At 32.9% G+C, this 18085-nt stretch carries 16 protein-coding genes; 7 read left to right on the top strand and 9 right to left on the bottom strand.

Translation table 11 applies throughout. The features are described from left to right. Nucleotides 1-13: 13 nt before the first annotated feature. Nucleotides 14-673: a hypothetical protein gene (locus ACFSC2_RS19065; protein WP_379813968.1), complete on the bottom strand. Its 660-nt coding sequence runs from the start codon at nucleotides 671-673 to the stop codon at nucleotides 14-16. Nucleotides 674-949: 276 nt separating this feature from the next. Between ACFSC2_RS19065 and ACFSC2_RS19060 the strand changes: the two genes are divergently transcribed. After that, nucleotides 950-1369: a hypothetical protein gene (locus tag ACFSC2_RS19060; protein WP_379813969.1), complete on the top strand. Its 420-nt coding sequence runs from the start codon at nucleotides 950-952 to the stop codon at nucleotides 1367-1369. A gap of 85 nt (nucleotides 1370-1454) precedes the next feature. Here ACFSC2_RS19060 and ACFSC2_RS19055 read toward each other — a convergent pair whose 3' ends face one another. Beyond that, complete coding sequence (locus tag ACFSC2_RS19055; protein WP_379813970.1) at nucleotides 1455-1931, bottom strand: hypothetical protein; 477 nt, start codon at nucleotides 1929-1931, stop codon at nucleotides 1455-1457. A gap of 120 nt (nucleotides 1932-2051) precedes the next feature. Beyond that, on the bottom strand, nucleotides 2052-2459 hold the full coding sequence (locus tag ACFSC2_RS19050) for a helix-turn-helix domain-containing protein (protein WP_379813971.1): 408 nt from the start codon (nucleotides 2457-2459) through the stop codon (nucleotides 2052-2054). 194 nt (nucleotides 2460-2653) lie between these two features. On the opposite strand from ACFSC2_RS19050, the gene ACFSC2_RS19045 reads away from it, so the two are divergent. Beyond that, nucleotides 2654-2971, top strand: coding sequence for a hypothetical protein (locus ACFSC2_RS19045; RefSeq protein ID WP_379813972.1), 318 nt, complete (start codon nucleotides 2654-2656; stop codon nucleotides 2969-2971). Nucleotides 2972-3390: 419 nt separating this feature from the next. Beyond that, complete coding sequence (locus ACFSC2_RS19040; protein WP_379813973.1) at nucleotides 3391-3957, top strand: hypothetical protein; 567 nt, start codon at nucleotides 3391-3393, stop codon at nucleotides 3955-3957. 39 nt (nucleotides 3958-3996) lie between these two features. On the opposite strand, the gene ACFSC2_RS19035 is transcribed toward ACFSC2_RS19040, so the two are convergent. From ACFSC2_RS19035 to ACFSC2_RS19025, 3 genes are all read right to left on the bottom strand, one after another. After that, the gene (locus ACFSC2_RS19035) at nucleotides 3997-4782 is read right to left on the bottom strand and encodes a hypothetical protein (RefSeq protein ID WP_379813974.1); all 786 of its coding nucleotides are present in this window, start codon (nucleotides 4780-4782) and stop codon (nucleotides 3997-3999) included. Then, complete coding sequence (gene tssD / locus ACFSC2_RS19030; RefSeq protein WP_379813975.1) at nucleotides 4754-5887, bottom strand: type VI secretion system tube protein TssD; 1134 nt, start codon at nucleotides 5885-5887, stop codon at nucleotides 4754-4756. The genes ACFSC2_RS19035 and tssD overlap by 29 nt, the downstream gene beginning before the upstream one ends. A 182-nt stretch (nucleotides 5888-6069) precedes the next feature. Continuing rightward, a complete protein-coding gene (locus ACFSC2_RS19025) occupies nucleotides 6070-9510 on the bottom strand; it encodes a methylmalonyl-CoA mutase family protein (RefSeq protein WP_379813976.1) in 3441 nt (1146 codons plus the stop codon). A 311-nt stretch (nucleotides 9511-9821) separates the two neighbouring features. On the opposite strand from ACFSC2_RS19025, the gene ACFSC2_RS19020 reads away from it, so the two are divergent. The 4 genes from ACFSC2_RS19020 (at nucleotide 9822) to purU (ending at nucleotide 13780) form a co-directional block, all read left to right on the top strand. Next, entirely contained in the window at nucleotides 9822-11396 is a 1575-nt protein-coding gene (locus tag ACFSC2_RS19020) for a L,D-transpeptidase family protein (RefSeq protein ID WP_379813977.1), read from the top strand. A 232-nt stretch (nucleotides 11397-11628) separates the two neighbouring features. After that, nucleotides 11629-11946, top strand: a complete 318-nt coding sequence (locus ACFSC2_RS19015; RefSeq protein ID WP_379813978.1) for a hypothetical protein — start codon at nucleotides 11629-11631, stop codon at nucleotides 11944-11946. Between the two features lie 157 nt (nucleotides 11947-12103). Further along, a complete protein-coding gene (locus ACFSC2_RS19010; RefSeq protein ID WP_379813979.1) occupies nucleotides 12104-12820 on the top strand; it encodes a DUF4197 domain-containing protein in 717 nt (238 codons plus the stop codon). 105 nt (nucleotides 12821-12925) lie between these two features. Next, nucleotides 12926-13780 carry a formyltetrahydrofolate deformylase gene (gene purU / locus ACFSC2_RS19005; RefSeq protein ID WP_379813980.1) on the top strand — a complete coding sequence of 285 codons (855 nt, stop codon included), beginning with the start codon at nucleotides 12926-12928 and terminating at the stop codon, nucleotides 13778-13780. A 164-nt stretch (nucleotides 13781-13944) separates the two neighbouring features. On the opposite strand, the gene ACFSC2_RS19000 is transcribed toward purU, so the two are convergent. From ACFSC2_RS19000 to pyrF, 3 genes are all read right to left on the bottom strand, one after another. Continuing rightward, nucleotides 13945-15438: a catalase gene (locus tag ACFSC2_RS19000; protein ID WP_379813981.1), complete on the bottom strand. Its 1494-nt coding sequence runs from the start codon at nucleotides 15436-15438 to the stop codon at nucleotides 13945-13947. Nucleotides 15439-16218: 780 nt separating this feature from the next. Then, entirely contained in the window at nucleotides 16219-17019 is an 801-nt protein-coding gene (locus tag ACFSC2_RS18995; protein ID WP_379813982.1) for an ABC transporter substrate-binding protein, read from the bottom strand. Nucleotides 17020-17197: 178 nt separating this feature from the next. After that, the gene (gene pyrF, locus ACFSC2_RS18990) at nucleotides 17198-18025 is read right to left on the bottom strand and encodes an orotidine-5'-phosphate decarboxylase (RefSeq protein ID WP_379813983.1); all 828 of its coding nucleotides are present in this window, start codon (nucleotides 18023-18025) and stop codon (nucleotides 17198-17200) included. Nucleotides 18026-18085: the final 60 nt, after the last annotated feature.

The following is an 18085-nucleotide window of genomic DNA, read 5'->3' as shown; positions in this document are numbered from 1 at the left end:
TATGAATGATTATTTAAAGACACGTAATTGAGAACTGAAGAAAAAGCATACCGCTGATAAAAAGTAAAAGATAAACAAACTTCTTAATATCATCAAGTTCTCTCCTTTCTTTGAGAATTAAACTTCGAAATTTAGCTGAAACTAAAGTCAAAATAGCGCTTACAAAAACTATTGCTAAGGCCAGCTTTATACCGTTTCCAATAGGAAAACCTTCTTGTTTTTCTTGTAGAAAAAAGGGAATTATATCTGATAAAAAAAGCGCGTTCCAAATTACAACGTAAAATATCGCAACTGGTTTTTTAATCGGAAATCCGCCTTGATTTTGTCTGTTTATAATCTCCAAATCGGCTGCAGTTATTTCTGATTGAATATTATCCAAAAATCCAGTTTTTCTAATCTCATTTATAACCGTTATCGGATTTTTAAAGGTCCAAAAAATAACTTTTGAACTATATTTTTCAATTCTATGATTAATCTTAATTCCGTTTCCAATAACTGGGATAGAACTGTAAGCCTCTATAGAAATTATATCATTTGGCTGAAAAACCAAATTACCAACAATAGAAGCATTAATCTTTAAAACATTCTTATCAACGTACAAATCAGCAAGCGGAAAACTTGCGTTGGACATTCCTATTCTTGCGCCTCCCGTCAGTGTAAATTTTTCATTCATAAATCTATTTTTGCTTTTTTAGTACGTAAATATATCGTTTAAAGAAATATCTTTATAAACAAAAAAGCATACACTAGAAAAAAACTGCTAAAGCGTACAAATAAAACAATCCTCCAGAAAATTCCACAAAAAAATTTTGTTCCGTAGGAACATTTCATAGGTAGTAGACCGCGTATTAACACAGCCATTTTTACGTTCCAGAGGAACGTTTGATTTAGGAATTATTTATATATTAGATAAATTAAAATCAAAAAATAAAAGATCCAATTATAATTTATGAGCAGATTTCTACCCTTCTTTTCCCTACTCTTATTTTGTGCTGCTGGTTGTAATCAAATCACTGAAAGCAAGTACAACGGAACTTGGATTTTAAAAGACCAAGATTACAAGGATAAAATTATATTAAAGGATGGAAATTACACTAAAGAATACAGCAGCGATGACCTTAGAGTACCGTCAACTGGTAAATTCTACCTTAATAAAAATGAAAACAGAACTGGAATAACACTATCATTAATTCCTGATAAAATAATTAGTGGAAGAGATACTATTTTTCAAGAATGCGAAAACTTAGATGTTATTGAATTTAATGATAGTAGTTTAGTAATTCTAAAACCAAATCAATTGGATCGGGATAAAATGAATAACTTAATTAGAGTAAATGAGATTTTGATTTATAAAAAACCAATAAAATAACCTTTAACGAAGTTAGGTCGAACTAATTAATCTTAAACAAAAAAAGACAGCTGTAAAGGCTGTCTTTTTTTGTTCTATTAAAACTTTAATCTTCTTGAATTCTATAATCGGTAAACTTGTAACTGCTGTCTTTTTTCCCCATTAATTCTACCGATTGAAAATCTATAGTGTCATCTGTTGCTTGATAGTTATAAATATCTATAACGCCGTCGTAATTGTGCAGCTCGTAATATTTACCATTTTCTACCCACCATTTTCCATTTTCGGTTTCCTGTGTTACTCTACCTTTTTTATCAATCATAATAAATAATAAAGTGCTTCTGCCATCTTCAAATCGACAGGAAACCCAGTATTTACTTATTCCTTCTTGTTGTTGGCCAACTTCAGAACCACGCCAGCATCCAACCAATTTAGAATCGTAGGTTTTGGTTCCCGATTCTGTCTTTGTTTCCGAAATTGTTTGTGCTGCCGAATCAATCTTTGTTTTTAAGTCTGCTTTTTTTTGACTAGATCCAAAAGTGGTTATCAATAATAATCCGAAAATAAAAATGCTTTTTCTCATTGGCTTGTTTTTTGGTTAAAATTATATTTTTGGTTTTGGTTAAAATTAGCAATTTTTCTGATCAAAAAACAAAAGGCACCCACAATCGCGGATGCCTTTATTTATTTAGTTTGAATAGTATTATTTCTGATTTAGCAATTTCTCTAAATATTCATTTTTATCTTTTTCTGCCTGAAGCAAACGCTCGTAAAGCTTTTTATTTTCTTCTACCGTTTCCATTAATTTATCTAATGGATTGAAAGTACAATTATTAAGACCAAAATAGTTATTCGGACTTTCATTAAAAGTGTTGAAATAATTAATCATACTTTCTTCTGAAAAGTTTTTAATTGCTTCTGCTGTAACACCAAGCGCTTTAGCAATTGCAATAAGTTTATCTTCTTCGATCGTTTCACTATTTTCTAAAATAGAAATCGCTTGCTGATTTGTTCCTAAAGCTTGAGCTAAAGCTTCCTGCTTCATATCACGAAGTTCACGGATTCGGCTTATTTTTCGCCCAATATGGTTTGGTTTTGTTAGTGTGCTCATAATTCAAAGATAATAATTTAGTAGAAGAATTGGCGAGATGTAAAAAACATATTTAGCTATGTAGCAAACACACAAAATTGATAGGATACATAAAAATCTATTTCTTCCTTCGCTGAATCAAAACAAAAGTACAATTTTTCTTATAATATTTATAGAGTCAAATTGTAAAATACAAACCTAAAAATATACGCCTTATGGAAATGAACCAAACAGAAAGTTTACAAAGACTGCAGAAATTAATCGCTCAGTATTTTACAACGCTAAAACCAACCAACGAAACTAATTATTATATCGCACAATTTAAGGTTGTCAGTTATTTAGAACTCGGCTGTCTTATTACCGATATGCTAAAACTCTGCATCCTCGCCCTTGATAACGATATGCATAATTTTTCTAAAAAAGATAAAAGTGCAACTATTAATGTTTCGTTGATTTTGGAAACGATTCTGCATTTGTTTCCTATGGATGAAATGGAATTTTTAGGGTTTGTTGGGGAGGTTGTTGAGGAATAACTTTGATTATTCAGTTCTAGTTTGTCATTTCGAGGAACGAGAAATCACACTCGGGATTCGACAAAGTAAATCGCCAATCTTTGTAGAAATACTTGTGTGATTTTTCCTTGCGTCGAAATGACAAACTGTAGAGGATAAAACTTTGAGTTCACGAGCGGTAACGTTCATACTGGCGAAACTTTCATTTTGGAAACTACAGAAAATTTTGCACTTTACCTTCAATATTTCTATTTCAATATCCTACTTTTATTCATACAGTTGTCTATTTTTTTGGGACATGATAAATCTTAAATTCTAAAAAATGAAAAGTAAAATTTTAATCTTGTTATTAATTGGTTTTATTAGTTGCAAAATGGATAATCATACACCTACTAAAGAAGAAAAAAAGACAAAAAAAATAATAGACAGCGTTTTTTTCTATGAAAAAAGGTGATACCATAGAAACTCAAAGTGCTTTTCTTAAAAACAACTACAAATTAATTATTTTTCCGGCTTTAAATAAAAAAAACGAAGGCGTCATTAATTTTAGACTCATTCATAATAACAAAGAGAATACTCAATTATTAGTGGATACTTTCATAGCGAATTATCGACCATATTATGAAGGAGTTGATTTTCAGAATTATTTTACTTTACAAAGTAATGGCGGTGGAACAAGTAACTATTATTTTTGGTTGTATGAAAAAGAAACTGGAAACGAAATTTTAACTGGTATCTGCGGAGATTTTGATTTAAAAAATGAATTGATTTTGTACACAGATGAAGATAATGGATATAATAAATACATTTATGATGTAAATACAAAAGTCAAAACGCTGATAGAACTGCCATACGAACTTATGGATAAACACGAATGCACAAAATATAATAATTCACCTAAAACCCTTTATATAAAAAAGGTTACCAAAGAATATTACTATTTAGCATTCGAAATTTGCGAACCTTTATTAGTACAATTTAAGGTTAAAAAGGCCGCTCAATTGTGAAATGTTTTGAGTTTCATGAATTTATTTTTTATTTAATTATCAAAAACTGTAAAACCATTTTGTATTCTTTTTGTCGATTAAACTATAATTAAACAAATCATCATAATGGCTCTCATAATTTTGTTCACTTTTTGTTGGTCTAACCTCAATATATTGCCTTTCTTTTACAAACTTATTACCTCGTAAACTATACAAACTAATTTTTCTTTCTTTTTTCCTCCAATCTATAAAATCTAAATTACCATCAAAATTAAAATCACCAAAACAGCTTAATGTCACTTCAGGGCAATCAATAAAAGCAAAACTTTCCACTACTCTATCATTTTTTAATTCAAGTAAAATCAAATGATAGTACAAAACATTACTAAAAAACCGACGTTCAGTAACACGAAAAACAGCAAATTTTCTACTATTAAATGTGAACGTATAATAATCTTCAAATCTTATATAGATTTTATATTTTGTTGAACTGTTTATTGCATTAGCAAATAAAGAATCTAAATTTATTTTATTCTTCGCATACAATAAGTATTCCGTCACATTATTGAACTGATTCTCTTGTATCGAATCATTACAAATATGAAAAATAGGAGGACTTTCATTTATTTTAATATCTATTAAACTGGATTTATGAACTTCTTTTGCCATTCCAAAAGCGGGAAGTATATCGTATGCTTTGCTATTCTTGACATAGCTTAGCTCATGATTAATAAATTTTATAGGATTGTTTTTTAACTTACTATAATCGAATGTTTGAGCATATCCATAATTCGATAAGAATAAAACTAAAATTATATTATTTAATATTTTTTGTTGCCTTATCATAATCTTCAAATGTTTTTAAAGGAGCTATTCCATAAGATTTACCTACTATTCTAAAAATATGATACCGTCCAGAAAATTTTATTTGGAACGCCCCTCTATGACCAGAATCAGGATAACCCAACCAACCTGTGCATCCATCGGTTGGATCTTTATCGGGAATATGAACGCTTAATATTACTGCCGAAATACAACTAATCATAGATGCATTTCTTAAATCAGGATTATTTCTTGTTTTCCAAAAAGCAGCTGCATTATCTTTATTTTGAGATGTACCTCGTCCAGATAAATAACTATCTTTATCCAAATGTACCGTTACTTTATTTTGCACTTCCTGCATTCCATAATAATAAACTTTAGATTCAGAATTTATTTTTCTACTATTTGCTATTGAATAAGCATAATAAAAAGGAACAGATCCCACTCCTTCAACATAAACCCAGTTTGCTCGATCCAACATTTGAGTATTATTCAATCCATATTTATCAGTAAAATAAATAATTTTATCATCTGAAACCTTTTTTCCTTTTTCTATCTCTGAAAAAGAAGCCTGGTCAGTGATGTAAACTTTGTCTTCTGTTCCTATTCTTCCAAGATATTTACCCTCTTTTGTGTAAAAATAGCCACTTAAATAATTTCTAAGATCTTTTTCTTCCCCTTTTGGTATATAATAAACAGGCTCTGTTGGTGGCAGCCATGACACTTGCCAATGTTTTACAAGATCATCATTGCTTCCGTAATTTTGAATGGCAGGCGAAATAGTTAAAATAGTCTGCATATTTTCCGTTCCATCAGCGTCAAAAATCTCTGAAAATTCGACTAAATAAGCATCATTAAATTTATATTTTCTTATTGGGTTATCGTGATTTCCTTTATTATAGAAATGTATTTCTCCTTTTTCCATTCTATCTGTTTCCTTCTCAACATTTTTAGTCATATTTTGCAAGAAGAGATCGTCGTTTTCTTGTGTTACAAAACACAAAGTAATAAGTCCTCCTTCAATACCACTTGCAGGCGAATTATCGGATAGTGTATACCTATAATAATTTGTATATACCCACAGTAACTCACGTTCTCCTCCTAAAATAAATAATTTAGCTGATGTCATTGTTTTTACAGTATAGATTTAAATAAAATAAGGAAAAGCTTATTTTATAAAAGGGATCTATAAGACAATAAAAGAGTACAATAAGACAAATTAATAGAGATTAAAATTCTTTAAAAGAATATCTTAAAAACAAGAAAACCTCCCATTTCTGAGAGGTTTTTATATATTACTAAAATTAAATTCTACATATTCCTTCTATACTGCCCACCAACTTCAAACAACGCCGAAGTAATCTGACCAAGAGAACAAACCTTTGTAGCTTCCATTAAATAACCGAATAAGTTTTCGTTTTTAATGGCTGCTTCTTGTAACTGGCTTAAATGCTCGTTTACTTTTGTTTCGTGGAAATTATGAAGGTTGTCCAGCATCGTAATCTGGTATTGTTTTTCTTCTTCTGTGGCACGAATTACCTCAGCCGGAATTACCGTTGGCGATCCTTTTGAGCTTAAGAAAGTGTTTACACCTACAATCGGAAAATCGCCGTTGTGTTTTAAGGTTTCGTAATACAAACTTTCCTCCTGAATTTTTGAACGTTGGTACATCGTTTCCATTGCACCAAGAACGCCGCCTCTTTCAGTAATTCTGTCGAATTCTTGTAAAACGGCTGCTTCTACTAAATCAGTTAATTCTTCGATGATGAAAGAACCTTGAATTGGATTTTCGTTTTTCGCTAAACCTAATTCTTTATTAATAATCAACTGAATCGCCATTGCACGACGTACAGATTCTTCTGTTGGTGTTGTAATCGCTTCATCGTAAGCATTCGTGTGCAATGAATTACAGTTATCATAAATGGCATACAAAGCTTGTAAAGTCGTTCTAATATCGTTGAAATCAATTTCCTGCGCGTGTAACGAACGCCCTGATGTCTGAATATGGTATTTCAGCATTTGCGCTCTTTCGTTGGCTCCGTATTTCAATTTCATGGCTTTTGCCCAAATTTTACGTGCCACACGACCAATAACCGAATATTCTGGATCAACTCCATTCGAGAAGAAGAACGACAAGTTTGGTCCAAAATCATTGATGTTCATACCACGGCTCAAATAATATTCCACGTAAGTGAAACCATTTGAAAGTGTAAATGCCAATTGCGTAATTGGGTTTGCTCCCGCCTCGGCAATATGATATCCTGAAATCGAAACCGAGTAGAAATTACGAACATTTTTGGTAATAAAATATTCCTGAACGTCACCCATTAATCGTAACGCAAATTCGGTTGAGAAAATACAAGTATTCTGCGCCTGATCTTCTTTTAAAATATCCGCTTGAACCGTTCCGCGAACTTGCGCTAAGGTTTTTACTTTTATTTCGTTATAAACATCCAAAGGCAAAATCTGATCTCCGGTAACGCCCAAAAGCATTAATCCTAAACCGTTATTTCCGTCTGGCAAATCACCTTGGTATTTCGGTCTTTCGATTCCTTTGTCTTTATATAGTTTGTTGATTTTTGCTTCAACTTCTTTTTCTAAACCATTTTCTTTAATGTAAATCTCACACTGCTGATCGATTGCGGCATTCATAAAGAAACCTAAAAGCATTGGCGCAGGTCCGTTGATTGTCATACTTACCGAAGTTAGAGCATGAACTAAATCGAAACCTGAATATAATTTTTTAGCATCGTCTAAACAGCAGATTGAAACTCCCGCATTTCCAATTTTTCCGTAAATATCCGGACGTAAATCTGGATCATTTCCGTACAAAGTCACACTGTCAAAAGCTGTCGAAAGACGTTTGGCAGGCATTCCCGCACTTACATAATGAAAACGTTTGTTGGTTCTTTCTGGTCCGCCCTCGCCCGCAAACATTCTCGACGGATCTTCGCCTTCACGCTTAAACGGATATAATCCAGAAGCGAAAGGAAATTCTCCAGGAACATTTTCCTGTAAATTCCAACGCAGGATATCGCCCCAGCCTTCGTATTTAGGCAAAGCAATTTTTGGGATTTGCAAATGCGATAAACTTTCAGAATGTGTCGCAATTTTGATTTCTTTATCACGCACTTTAAATGAGTAAACCGGATTTTTGTATTTGGCTACTTTATCAGCCCAATTCAGGATAATTTCCCAATTGTATGGATCTAAATCCATTTTTACTTTATCAAATTGATTGAGCAAAAGATTTAAAAAGATTCTGTTTTCGTCATGTTCCTGAAATCCTCCAGACAAAACAGTAGAATCGTCGATTCCTGCTTTTGTAATCTGAGGTTCTTTTCCAGAAACAGATTCAATCGTTTTGAAGATTCCGTATAATTCCTGCGCTACTTTTTGCTGTGCAATTGCAGTCTCATCATAATTTCTGTTATTCTCGGCAATTTCAGATAAATATCGTGTTCTTCCCGGCGGAATCACGAATATTTTCTCGCTCATTTCTTTAGTGATTGCAAAAGTCGATTTCAGATCAGAATCGGTTTTTTCTGCCACTTTATCCATGATTGCTTTGTACAGCGTGTTCATTCCCGGATCGTTAAACTGCGAAGCAATTGTGCCGAAAACTGGCATTTCATCTGGACTTTTATCCCAAAGATTATGGTTTCTTTGATATTGTTTTTTTACATCACGTAGAGCGTCTAATGCACCGCGTTTATCAAATTTATTTAAAGCCACTAAATCAGCAAAATCAAGCATGTCGATTTTTTCCAATTGTGTTGCAGCTCCAAATTCTGGGGTCATTACATATAAAGAAACATCAGAATGATCCATAATTTCGGTATCAGACTGTCCGATTCCTGAAGTTTCCAAAATAATCAAATCGTATTTTGCCGCTTTCAAAACCTGAATCGCTTCGGCAACATATTTAGATAAAGCCAAATTTGACTGACGTGTTGCCAGCGAACGCATATAAACTCTAGGATTATTTATCGCATTCATACGGATTCTGTCTCCTAAAAGTGCTCCTCCGGTCTTTCTTTTCGAAGGATCGACAGAAATTAATCCGATTGTTTTTTCTGGAAAATCAATTAAGAAACGACGAACTAATTCGTCAACCAAAGAAGATTTTCCTGCTCCACCCGTTCCTGTAATTCCTAAAACCGGAATTTTAGAAGTTGCATTGCTTTCGTGAATTTTATCAAAAACTGGTTTTGCAATTTCTGGGAAATTTTCTGCCGCAGAAATCAAACGTGCAATTGCTGTCGGTGTCTTACTTTCTATATGATCGATTTCTCCGTTTAATTTATCTCCAATTGGAAAATCGGCACGTTCCACCAAATCATTAATCATTCCCTGAAGTCCTAAAGAACGGCCGTCGTCTGGAGAATAAATTCTTGTAATACCATATTCATGCAATTCTGCAATTTCGCTTGGAAGGATTACACCGCCTCCACCGCCGAAAATCTTAATGTGTCCTGCTCCTTTTTCGCGAAGCAGATCATACATATATTTAAAGTATTCGTTGTGTCCGCCTTGATAAGAAGTCATAGCAATAGCATTAGCATCTTCTTGAATTGCGGTATTTACCACTTCTTCTACACTTCGGTCGTGACCAAGATGTATTACCTCAACTCCAGTTGACTGAATAATACGACGCATAATATTAATGGCTGCATCATGTCCATCAAATAAAGACGCTGCAGTAACAATTCTTACTTTATTTTTAGGAATATATGTTTTTTGTTGTTCCATTTTATGAATATGATAATTTTCTGGAGGCAATTTACAAAATATTTTAAAATTTGATGATCACAGTAGCTTTATGTTAACAAAAAAGTTTTCATTTTTTTGATTTTAAAGGGTAACAATTGCGCTAAGTAACTGATATAGTTAAAGAAAGCTTAAAGACATGGCAATTTCGCAACATTTAATTAAAATCTAAAAACATGTCTGAGAGCCTTCTGAAGTAATTTAGCATTGTAGAAAAGCCCCAAATTTTTACCCCAAGCTTTAATGAAAAAGTGAACACGTAAAGGAAAAGTAAAAACGTAAAAATTTAAAAAATGAAAACATTTAATCTATTCACCGTAATTTTAAGTTTGAGTTTTTTTATATCATCTTTTAACAGAATTGATAATAGTAATTCTTTATATAAAAATTCTCCGGCTGCAACGAAACTAAATAATACAGATTTAGATTTAGAGAAAACCTCAAATGATTTCTTTAAAAGATATTCTGATTTGAAAAAATACAAATCTGATGTGATGTCATTATACAAAAACAGATCACTTGGAAGTATTTGGTTTGATGAAGAACAAGTTAATGAATTTGGTTCTGTATTATACGAAAAAGCAAAAAACACCAACGACTTGGTAATTCCGTATCAAAAAGAAATCGAACAATTGTTTGATTCTTCAGCAGAAAACAAACTTTCTAAAACTGATGCAGACATGCTTTTAAGTTCTTTATATATTGTATACGCCAAAAAAAATAATACTGAAGCTAAGAAAAAAGTATCTTATGATGCTCTGTTGAAAGATTTCTTAAACTACAGCACTATCGAAGAAGCTTCTGCAAAAAATGTAAAAGACGACGCAGTAGTGAGTTTTGATCAATACTACAAACTGCAGGATGCTTTAAAACAATACAAAAAATTAGACCGTTCAAAAAAATGGAAACCTATTGTTCCTGCTGAAACGCCGTATAAAGAATTACGTCCAGATGCTGAATCTAGTACGATTGCACAAGTTAGAACTCGTTTGTACTTATTAGGAGATTTAAAACATGATTCTAAAAGTGAAGTGTATGACCGTGAACTAATGGATGCAGTTATGAAATACAAAGTTCGTAACGGTTTTAAACCAAACTATATCTTGGCAGAAGAACACATTAAAGAAATGAATATTCCGGTTTCGGATAAAATCACTACTTTGAAGTTGAACATGGAACGATGCCGTGAAATTGCCTCTCAAATGGCGAATAGTGACGAATATGTTTTGGTTAATGTTCCGTCATACGAAATGATTTATGTTAAAAACGGAAAAGTTCAATTGAAATCTCCAGTTTTTGTAGGTGCGCCTTTGACAAAAACTACCATTTTTAACGGCGAAATTGACAGAATTGTATTTAGCCCATATTGGACAGTGCCACAAAGTATTGTACAAAACGAATTAAAATCTAAAATCGCTGCAGATCCAAATTATCTTGCCGAAAAAAACATGGAAATGGTAAATGGACAAGTGAGACAAAAACCAGGACCAGACAACTCTTTAGGTTTAGTGAAATTTATGTTCCCAAATTCGGATGATATTTACATGCACGATACACCGTCTAAAACATTATTCGACTTTGAAAAAAGAACTTTCAGCCACGGTTGTATCAACCTTAAAATGGCAAAAGAATTAGCGTATGCAATGCTTAAAGATTATCCAGAATGGACTCCAGCAAAAATTGATAAAGCTATGGCTGGGAAAACAGAAAATAGTTTTAAACTAACTAAAAAAGTGCCAATCTATATTACTTATTTTACGTCATTAGTAAACGAAAATGGTGAAATTGGTTTCTTTCAAGATGTTTATAACAGAGATACAAATTTGACTGAAGAATTGGTTCCTGAAAACAAAGTAGCCGATAAATAAGAAAAAAATCAAAATTGATTTTATTTAAACTTAGGGGTAATTTTAAAATTGGTTTTTAGTTTTGAAAGAAAAAATCTTTCAAACTTAGATCCCAAATCTTAGATTACCCCTTATTTTTTTCAATTATTAAAATGGCTTTTTCAATATTAAAAAGCTAATTTTTACAATACAAACATTTTTAAACGATGAAAATTTGAAGTAAAACTACGAATAGAAATTAAACATTTTTATTATGAGAATCAAAGCCATAAATACAGAAGGCCTATCGTCTTTTGAAATAAACACTTTAGTACAGCAAGGCGCAAAATTTGTCAGCTTTCCTTATTCAATTTTAAAAATTTTTAAAGAATACAGACGAAACTACAATGTGTACTTTATCCGCCCAAACGAAAGCAGCATTAAATATTCGCTGCAATTTCTATTCACAAATATGACTGTTGGATGGTGGGCCTATCCTTGGAAACCTTTAGAATTTTTCAAATCGCTTTATTATATTTTAATTGGAGGAAAAGATCTCACTGAAAATGTATTGAGAGAGCTTAATTCATAATTAGTTTTATTCCTTGAAAAATTTAAAAGCGAATCATTCAACTAAATAAAATTCAATTGTTAATTTTAAAACAAATTGTTAAGCCACAGTAATAAAATTGTGGCTTTATTTTTGAATAAATAGTACTTTTGAAACTTATAAAAAACTCCCAATTCTAATGAAAAAAATTATTATCATTGCGCTTACCTTTTCTCTGACTTCTTGTGCACAAGTACCTCAGATTTTAAACCAATTACCGCAAATTGCTTCACAGCTGCCAAATGGTTCTGTTGATATTGCGTCGGGACTTAAAGAAGCTTTGAACAAAGGAATTACTGTACAAGTAAGCAAATTAACTGCCGTTGACGGTTTTTATAAAAATGAAGCCGTAAAAATTTTAATGCCGGAAGAATTACAAAAAGTGGATGCCACTTTACGTAAAGTTGGTTTGAGTTCGCTTGCAGATGAAGGAATCAAAATGCTTAACCGCGCTGCCGAAGATGCTGTAAAAGAAGCTACTCCAATTTTCGTATCGGCTGTAAAAAATATGTCTTTTACAGATGCTAAAAATATCCTTTTGGGAAATGATTCTGCTGCAACTTCTTATTTACAAGGAACAACTACTACATCATTGTATTCAAAATTTAGTCCGGTAATTAAAAGTTCTTTCGAAAAAGTAGGTGCCGATGCGGTTTGGAAAAATATCATTACAAAATACAATACTATTCCGTTGGTAAAAAAGATAAACCCAGATTTAACAGATTATACAACTAATCAAGCGCTTACTGGTGTTTTTAAAATGATCGCTGTAGAAGAAAAAGAAATTCGAAATAATATTTCTGCAAGAACATCACCTTTATTAAAAAGTGTGTTTGCTCTTCAAGACGGAAAATAGATTTTCTAAGCTGCAAAGGTTCAAAGTAACAAAGGAGCAAAGTTTTTACTCTGAGCCTTTGCCATTTTGATCCTTTGAAACTAAACCAAAAAACCAACCAAAAAAATGCAAAAAATAACCATTCTGATTCACTGTAAAGATCAAAAAAACATTATTGCTTCAGTGACCACATTTATTGCCCAAGTTGAAGGAAACATTACCTACATTGACCAGCATGTTGATGTCGAACAAAATGTTTTCTTTATGCGATTGGAATGTGAATTTACAAATTCTCAAATTACACTTGAAAGTTTCAAGGAAGATTTTGACAAAACTCTTGCTTCTAAATTTAATATGTCTTGGGATTTGTACAATCAGGAACAAAGACCAAAAATGGCTTTGTTTGTTTCTAAATACGATCACTGTTTGTTTGATATTTTAGGACGTTACAGCGCAGACGAATTAAATGTAGAGATTCCGGTTATTATCAGCAATCATAATGATTTGAGATCAATTGCAGAGCGTTTTGATATTCCATTTCATTATGTTCCTTTTACAAAAGACAACAAAGAAGAAGGCGAAGCGAAACAAATTGAACTTCTAAAAAGATACAATATCAATTTTATTGTTTTGGCGCGTTATATGCAGATCATTACGCCAAAATTAATTTCGCTTTACGAGAATAAAATCATTAATATTCACCATTCGTTTTTACCAGCTTTTCCAGGTGCCAAACCTTATCATTCAGCTTTTAAACGCGGTGTAAAAATTATTGGAGCAACAAGTCATTACGTTACAGAAGAACTAGACGAAGGGCCGATTATCGAACAGGATATTGCCAGAGTTTCGCATATTCATTCTGTTGAAGATTTTATAATGAAAGGACGCGACTTAGAACGTATCGTTTTGGCAAGAGCCATTAAACTGCATGCCGAACGTAAAACAATGGTTTATAGTAATAAGACGGTGGTTTTTTCCTAAGGTACTGAGGTGCTAAGATACTAAGGTTCTAAGTCTTACAATCTTTGAACATAAACACAAACCCGACAGGTTTTAAAAACCTGTCGGGTTTACTTTATAAATAAGTCAGGAAAAATCTCAGTAGCTTAGAAGTTTTGAAACTTAGAAGCTCAGAAACTCAGACCTTACCTAGCCACTATACTCAATCTTGGATCATCAAAGCTATTTACTTCATCCATTGTCATTCCTAGAGCGTTTGCGACACCTTCTCCGTATGCTGGATCGGCTTTGTAGCAATTTCTGATGTGACGAACCTGAATAAATTTCTGAGCTCCTCCAACTTGCCCAGCAGTGTTTTTAAATAAAAGCTGTTTTTTGTCTTCCGTTAGTAAATTGAACAAAAGCCCTGGCTGTGTAAAATAATCGCTGTCGTCTTCTCTAAAGTTGTACGCATACGCATCTCCATAGATTGCCAATGGCGGTTCTTTTAATTCTGGCGTATCCTGCCATTCTCCAAAACTATTTGGTTCATAATGTTTACGTCCTCCATTGTTTCCGTCAACACGCATTCCTCCATCTCTGTGGAATGTATTGTACGGACATCTTGAAGCATTTACCGGAATCTGATAATTGTTTACACCCAAGCGGTAGCGGTGTGCATCTCCATAAGAGAATAAACGTCCCTGAAGCATTTTGTCTGGCGAGAATCCAATTCCCGGCGGAACATGCGCTGGATTAAATGCCGCTTGTTCTACTTCTGCAAAATAGTTTTCTGGGTTTTTGTTTAATTCAAATTCTCCAACTGGAATCAGTGGAAAATCACCTTTTAACCACACTTTTGTCAAATCAAAAGGATGGAAACGGTACGTTTTTGCCTGTTCTTCTGACATAATTTGAACAAACATTTTCCATTTCGGGAAATTACCTTCTTCAATCGCATTGAATAAATCTCTTTGATGGCTTTCTCTATCGCCTCCAACCAAGAGAGCAGCTTCTTCATCAGAAAGATTTTCAATTCCTTGTTGTGACACTAAGTGAAATTTTACCCAATGTCTTTCGTTCTGTGCATTGATAAAGCTAAAAGTATGACTTCCAAAACCATGCATCTGACGATACGTTTTCGGAATTCCTCTGTCGCTCATTACAATCGTTACCTGATGCAAAGCCTCTGGCAGTAAAGTCCAAAAATCCCAATTATTATCAGCACTTCTTAAATTGGTTTTTGGATCGCGTTTTACTGCGTGGTTCAAGTCAGGAAATTTCATCGGATCACGGAAAAAGAAGACTGGCGTGTTATTACCAACCAAATCCCAATTTCCTTCATTCGTATAAAATTTCATGGCAAAACCACGAATATCTCTTTCGGCATCAGCAGCACCTCGTTCTCCTGCAACAGTAGAAAATCGCACAAACATTTCAGTCTTCTTCCCAATTTCAGAAAACAAGTCGGCTTTGGTGTATTTCGTGATATCGTGCGTAACGGTAAAAGTTCCGTAAGCACCAGATCCTTTGGCGTGCATTCTTCTTTCCGGAATTACTTCGCGGTCAAAATGCGCCATTTTTTCTAGAAACCAAAAATCTTGTAATAAAACGGGTCCGCGAGGGCCGGCTGTTTGAATGTTTTGATTGTCTGGAACGGGTGTTCCTGTTGCAGTTGTTAATTTTTTGTTTGAATCCATTTTGCTGATTTTTAATGTTTTATCAAATATACAAACTTATCATTATTAGATTCATAAACAAAATCGATTGTTATTATGTTTTAATAACCAAAAATTATTTAACGCTGCAGAATGCTCAGAAAAGCGGTTTTATAAATCTTAACGTATGTCCAACAAAGTAATAACAAAACCTTAACAGCAATACTTCGATATATGTCTGACCTTTGTAATGTAATAAACTGGTTATTTATTATTTTGGTTTTGGTTAGTTAAATGATGCCGGCGTCTTCTAGATGCCGGCATTCTTTTTTGGTATAAATTCAAATAAAAAAATACCAAATTCCAAATCCTTCTTGAAAACAATTTAGTCACAAAACCCTCCAAGTTTTGACATTAACTTATATTCAACAAAGTAATAACAAGATCTTAACAGCATAACATTGTTTTATGTCTGACCTTTGTAATGTAATAAACTGGTTATTTATTATTTTGGTTTTGGTTAGTTAAATAATGCCGGCGTCTTCCTGATGTCGGCATTTTTTTTGGTATTTGTTTTGTTTGAGGTTTCAGGTTTTATTTGTTTCAGGTTGGTTGTTTTGGGTATAATTTTTAACCACAAAGGGCACTAAGATTTTTATATTGGTAAGGCTTACTAAAACGCAAAGTTCGCAAAGCTGTATAGATAAAGCTTTGCGAACTTTGCGTTTATTAATAAATACTGAATATTAAAAATCTTAGCGCCCTTTGCGTTTAAATTTACCTTCCAATAAACCTGAAACTTCAAACTTGAAACAATAAAAACTATTTTTTCAACCTTTCATGAAGTAATTTAAAATAAGCGAAAGCCTTTAATAATCGGCTTCCATGCCAGGAGAACATTTCGCCATCTACGAATATTGTTTTGGCGTGATGTGTAAAACGTCCGATTTCGAAAGCATCTTCTTCTTTAAACGGATATGGTTCTGACGAAAGAAAAACAATATCCGGATCGCCTTCAAGACGCATTTTCTTTAATTCTATTTCTGGATAACGTCCTTTGTGTTCGTAGATATTTTTAAAATGATTGAGTTTTAATAATTCATTTATATAGGTATCATTTCCTGCAACCATATACGGATCTTTCCAAATAAAATAAGCTGCTTTTTTGGACGGAATATCTTTTATATAATTTTTGAAATCGCTCAAGGCGAAAGCCAATTTGTTGTTCCACTTTTGAGCTTCGGTTCTGCAATTGAAAATTTGACCGAAATCTGAAATCATTTGAAAATTATCTTCAACAGAAACAATATTCGTAACCCAAACCGGACATATTTCACTTAACTGATTTACGATTTCTTCTGTGTTTTCTTCTTTATTACAAATTATAATATCAGGTTCAAGAAGTTTTATTTTTTCAAAATGAATTTTCTTAGTACCGCCAACAATCTTTTTGGTTGATTTAAAATGAAACGGATGCACACAGAACTTCGTAATTCCGATGATTTTTTCTTCCAAACCTAAATCATATAATAATTCGGTTTGTGAAGGTACAAGCGAAATAATACGTTTTGGAGTATTTTCAAAGGAATGAGTTGTTCCTAATTGATCTGTGAATTGTTTCATTATTTTTTTGTTTCAGGTTTAAAGTTTCAAGTGTGCTGGGATGTTTTTTTTACCGCAAAGTTCGCAAAGATTTTTCGCAGGGTTCGCAAAGAAAAATAACTTTGCGTTCATAGCGTAACCTTTGCGAACTTGGCGGTTAAATTTTAAATTTAAGTTCAAAGTAAAGCAACTTGAAACTTTAAACCTGAAACTGTAAACTAATGATACTTTCCATTTCTTGTTGTACTTTCAAAGCTTCTTCTCTAGCCTTTTCTGCGAAATCTGTTCCCTTAGAAGCGTATATAATTGCTCTTGCAGAATTTACCAAAAGTCCTACTTTATCATTCATTCCATATTTGCATACTTCAGATAAACTGCCGCCTTGAGCGCCAATTCCAGGAACCAACAAGAAACTATCTGGAACAATTTTTCTGATTTCTGTAAAATATTCAGCTTTAGTTGCGCCAACCACATACATTAAGTTTTCGCTGTTTTTCCATTTTTTAGAAGTTTCCAAAACCTGTTTATATAATTCTTTTCCGTCTACATTTAAAGTTTGAAAATCAAACGCGCCTTCATTAGAAGTTAAGGCCAACATTATGGTATGTTTATTTTCGAAAGCTAGAAAAGGCTCAACCGAATCTTTTCCCATATAAGGCGCAACAGTTACACTATCAAAATTTAAATCTTCAAAAAAAGCTTTGGCATACATGCTCGATGTGTTTCCGATATCACCGCGTTTAGCATCTGCAATCGTAAAAATATCAGGATAATTTTCGTTGATGTAATTGATTGTTTTTTGAAGTGACATCCAGCCTTTTATTCCATATGCCTCAAAAAATGCAGTATTTGGTTTGTATCCAACAGTAAGATCGTGTGTGGCGTCAATGATCGCTTTATTAAATTCAAAAATCGGATCTTCCGTTTCTAATAAATGAGCAGGCATTTTGTCCAAGTCTGGATCAATTCCAACGCATAAAAATGATTTTTTTTGAAGAATTTGTTCGTGTAGTTGTTGTGTTGTCATAGTGTATTTTGCTAGTGCGGCAAAATTACAAATAATATAATTGGTTTGCGAATTTCGGTT

The sequence above is a fragment of the Flavobacterium artemisiae genome (genome assembly GCF_042678225.1).
Lineage (GTDB): Bacteria > Bacteroidota > Bacteroidia > Flavobacteriales > Flavobacteriaceae > Flavobacterium > Flavobacterium artemisiae.
Note: the sequence above shows the minus strand (reverse complement) of the source record. Positions and strands in the feature narration are given on the sequence as shown.

Bases quoted from the DNA above. Each gene is read 5' to 3' on its own strand.
- ACFSC2_RS19065 (WP_379813968.1), bottom strand. From the start codon at position 673: ATGAATGAAAAATTTACACTGACGGGAGGCGCAAGAATAGGAATGTCC.
- ACFSC2_RS19060 (WP_379813969.1), top strand. From the start codon at position 950: ATGAGCAGATTTCTACCCTTCTTTTCCCTACTCTTATTTTGTGCTGCT.
- ACFSC2_RS19055 (WP_379813970.1), bottom strand. From the start codon at position 1,931: ATGAGAAAAAGCATTTTTATTTTCGGATTATTATTGATAACCACTTTT.
- ACFSC2_RS19050 (WP_379813971.1), bottom strand. From the start codon at position 2,459: ATGAGCACACTAACAAAACCAAACCATATTGGGCGAAAAATAAGCCGA.
- ACFSC2_RS19045 (WP_379813972.1), top strand. From the start codon at position 2,654: ATGGAAATGAACCAAACAGAAAGTTTACAAAGACTGCAGAAATTAATC.
- ACFSC2_RS19040 (WP_379813973.1), top strand. From the start codon at position 3,391: ATGAAAAAAGGTGATACCATAGAAACTCAAAGTGCTTTTCTTAAAAAC.
- ACFSC2_RS19035 (WP_379813974.1), bottom strand. From the start codon at position 4,782: ATGATAAGGCAACAAAAAATATTAAATAATATAATTTTAGTTTTATTC.
- tssD (WP_379813975.1), bottom strand. From the start codon at position 5,887: ATGACATCAGCTAAATTATTTATTTTAGGAGGAGAACGTGAGTTACTG.
- ACFSC2_RS19025 (WP_379813976.1), bottom strand. From the start codon at position 9,510: ATGGAACAACAAAAAACATATATTCCTAAAAATAAAGTAAGAATTGTT.
- ACFSC2_RS19020 (WP_379813977.1), top strand. From the start codon at position 9,822: ATGAAAACATTTAATCTATTCACCGTAATTTTAAGTTTGAGTTTTTTT.
- ACFSC2_RS19015 (WP_379813978.1), top strand. From the start codon at position 11,629: ATGAGAATCAAAGCCATAAATACAGAAGGCCTATCGTCTTTTGAAATA.
- ACFSC2_RS19010 (WP_379813979.1), top strand. From the start codon at position 12,104: ATGAAAAAAATTATTATCATTGCGCTTACCTTTTCTCTGACTTCTTGT.
- purU (WP_379813980.1), top strand. From the start codon at position 12,926: ATGCAAAAAATAACCATTCTGATTCACTGTAAAGATCAAAAAAACATT.
- ACFSC2_RS19000 (WP_379813981.1), bottom strand. From the start codon at position 15,438: ATGGATTCAAACAAAAAATTAACAACTGCAACAGGAACACCCGTTCCA.
- ACFSC2_RS18995 (WP_379813982.1), bottom strand. From the start codon at position 17,019: ATGAAACAATTCACAGATCAATTAGGAACAACTCATTCCTTTGAAAAT.
- pyrF (WP_379813983.1), bottom strand. From the start codon at position 18,025: ATGACAACACAACAACTACACGAACAAATTCTTCAAAAAAAATCATTT.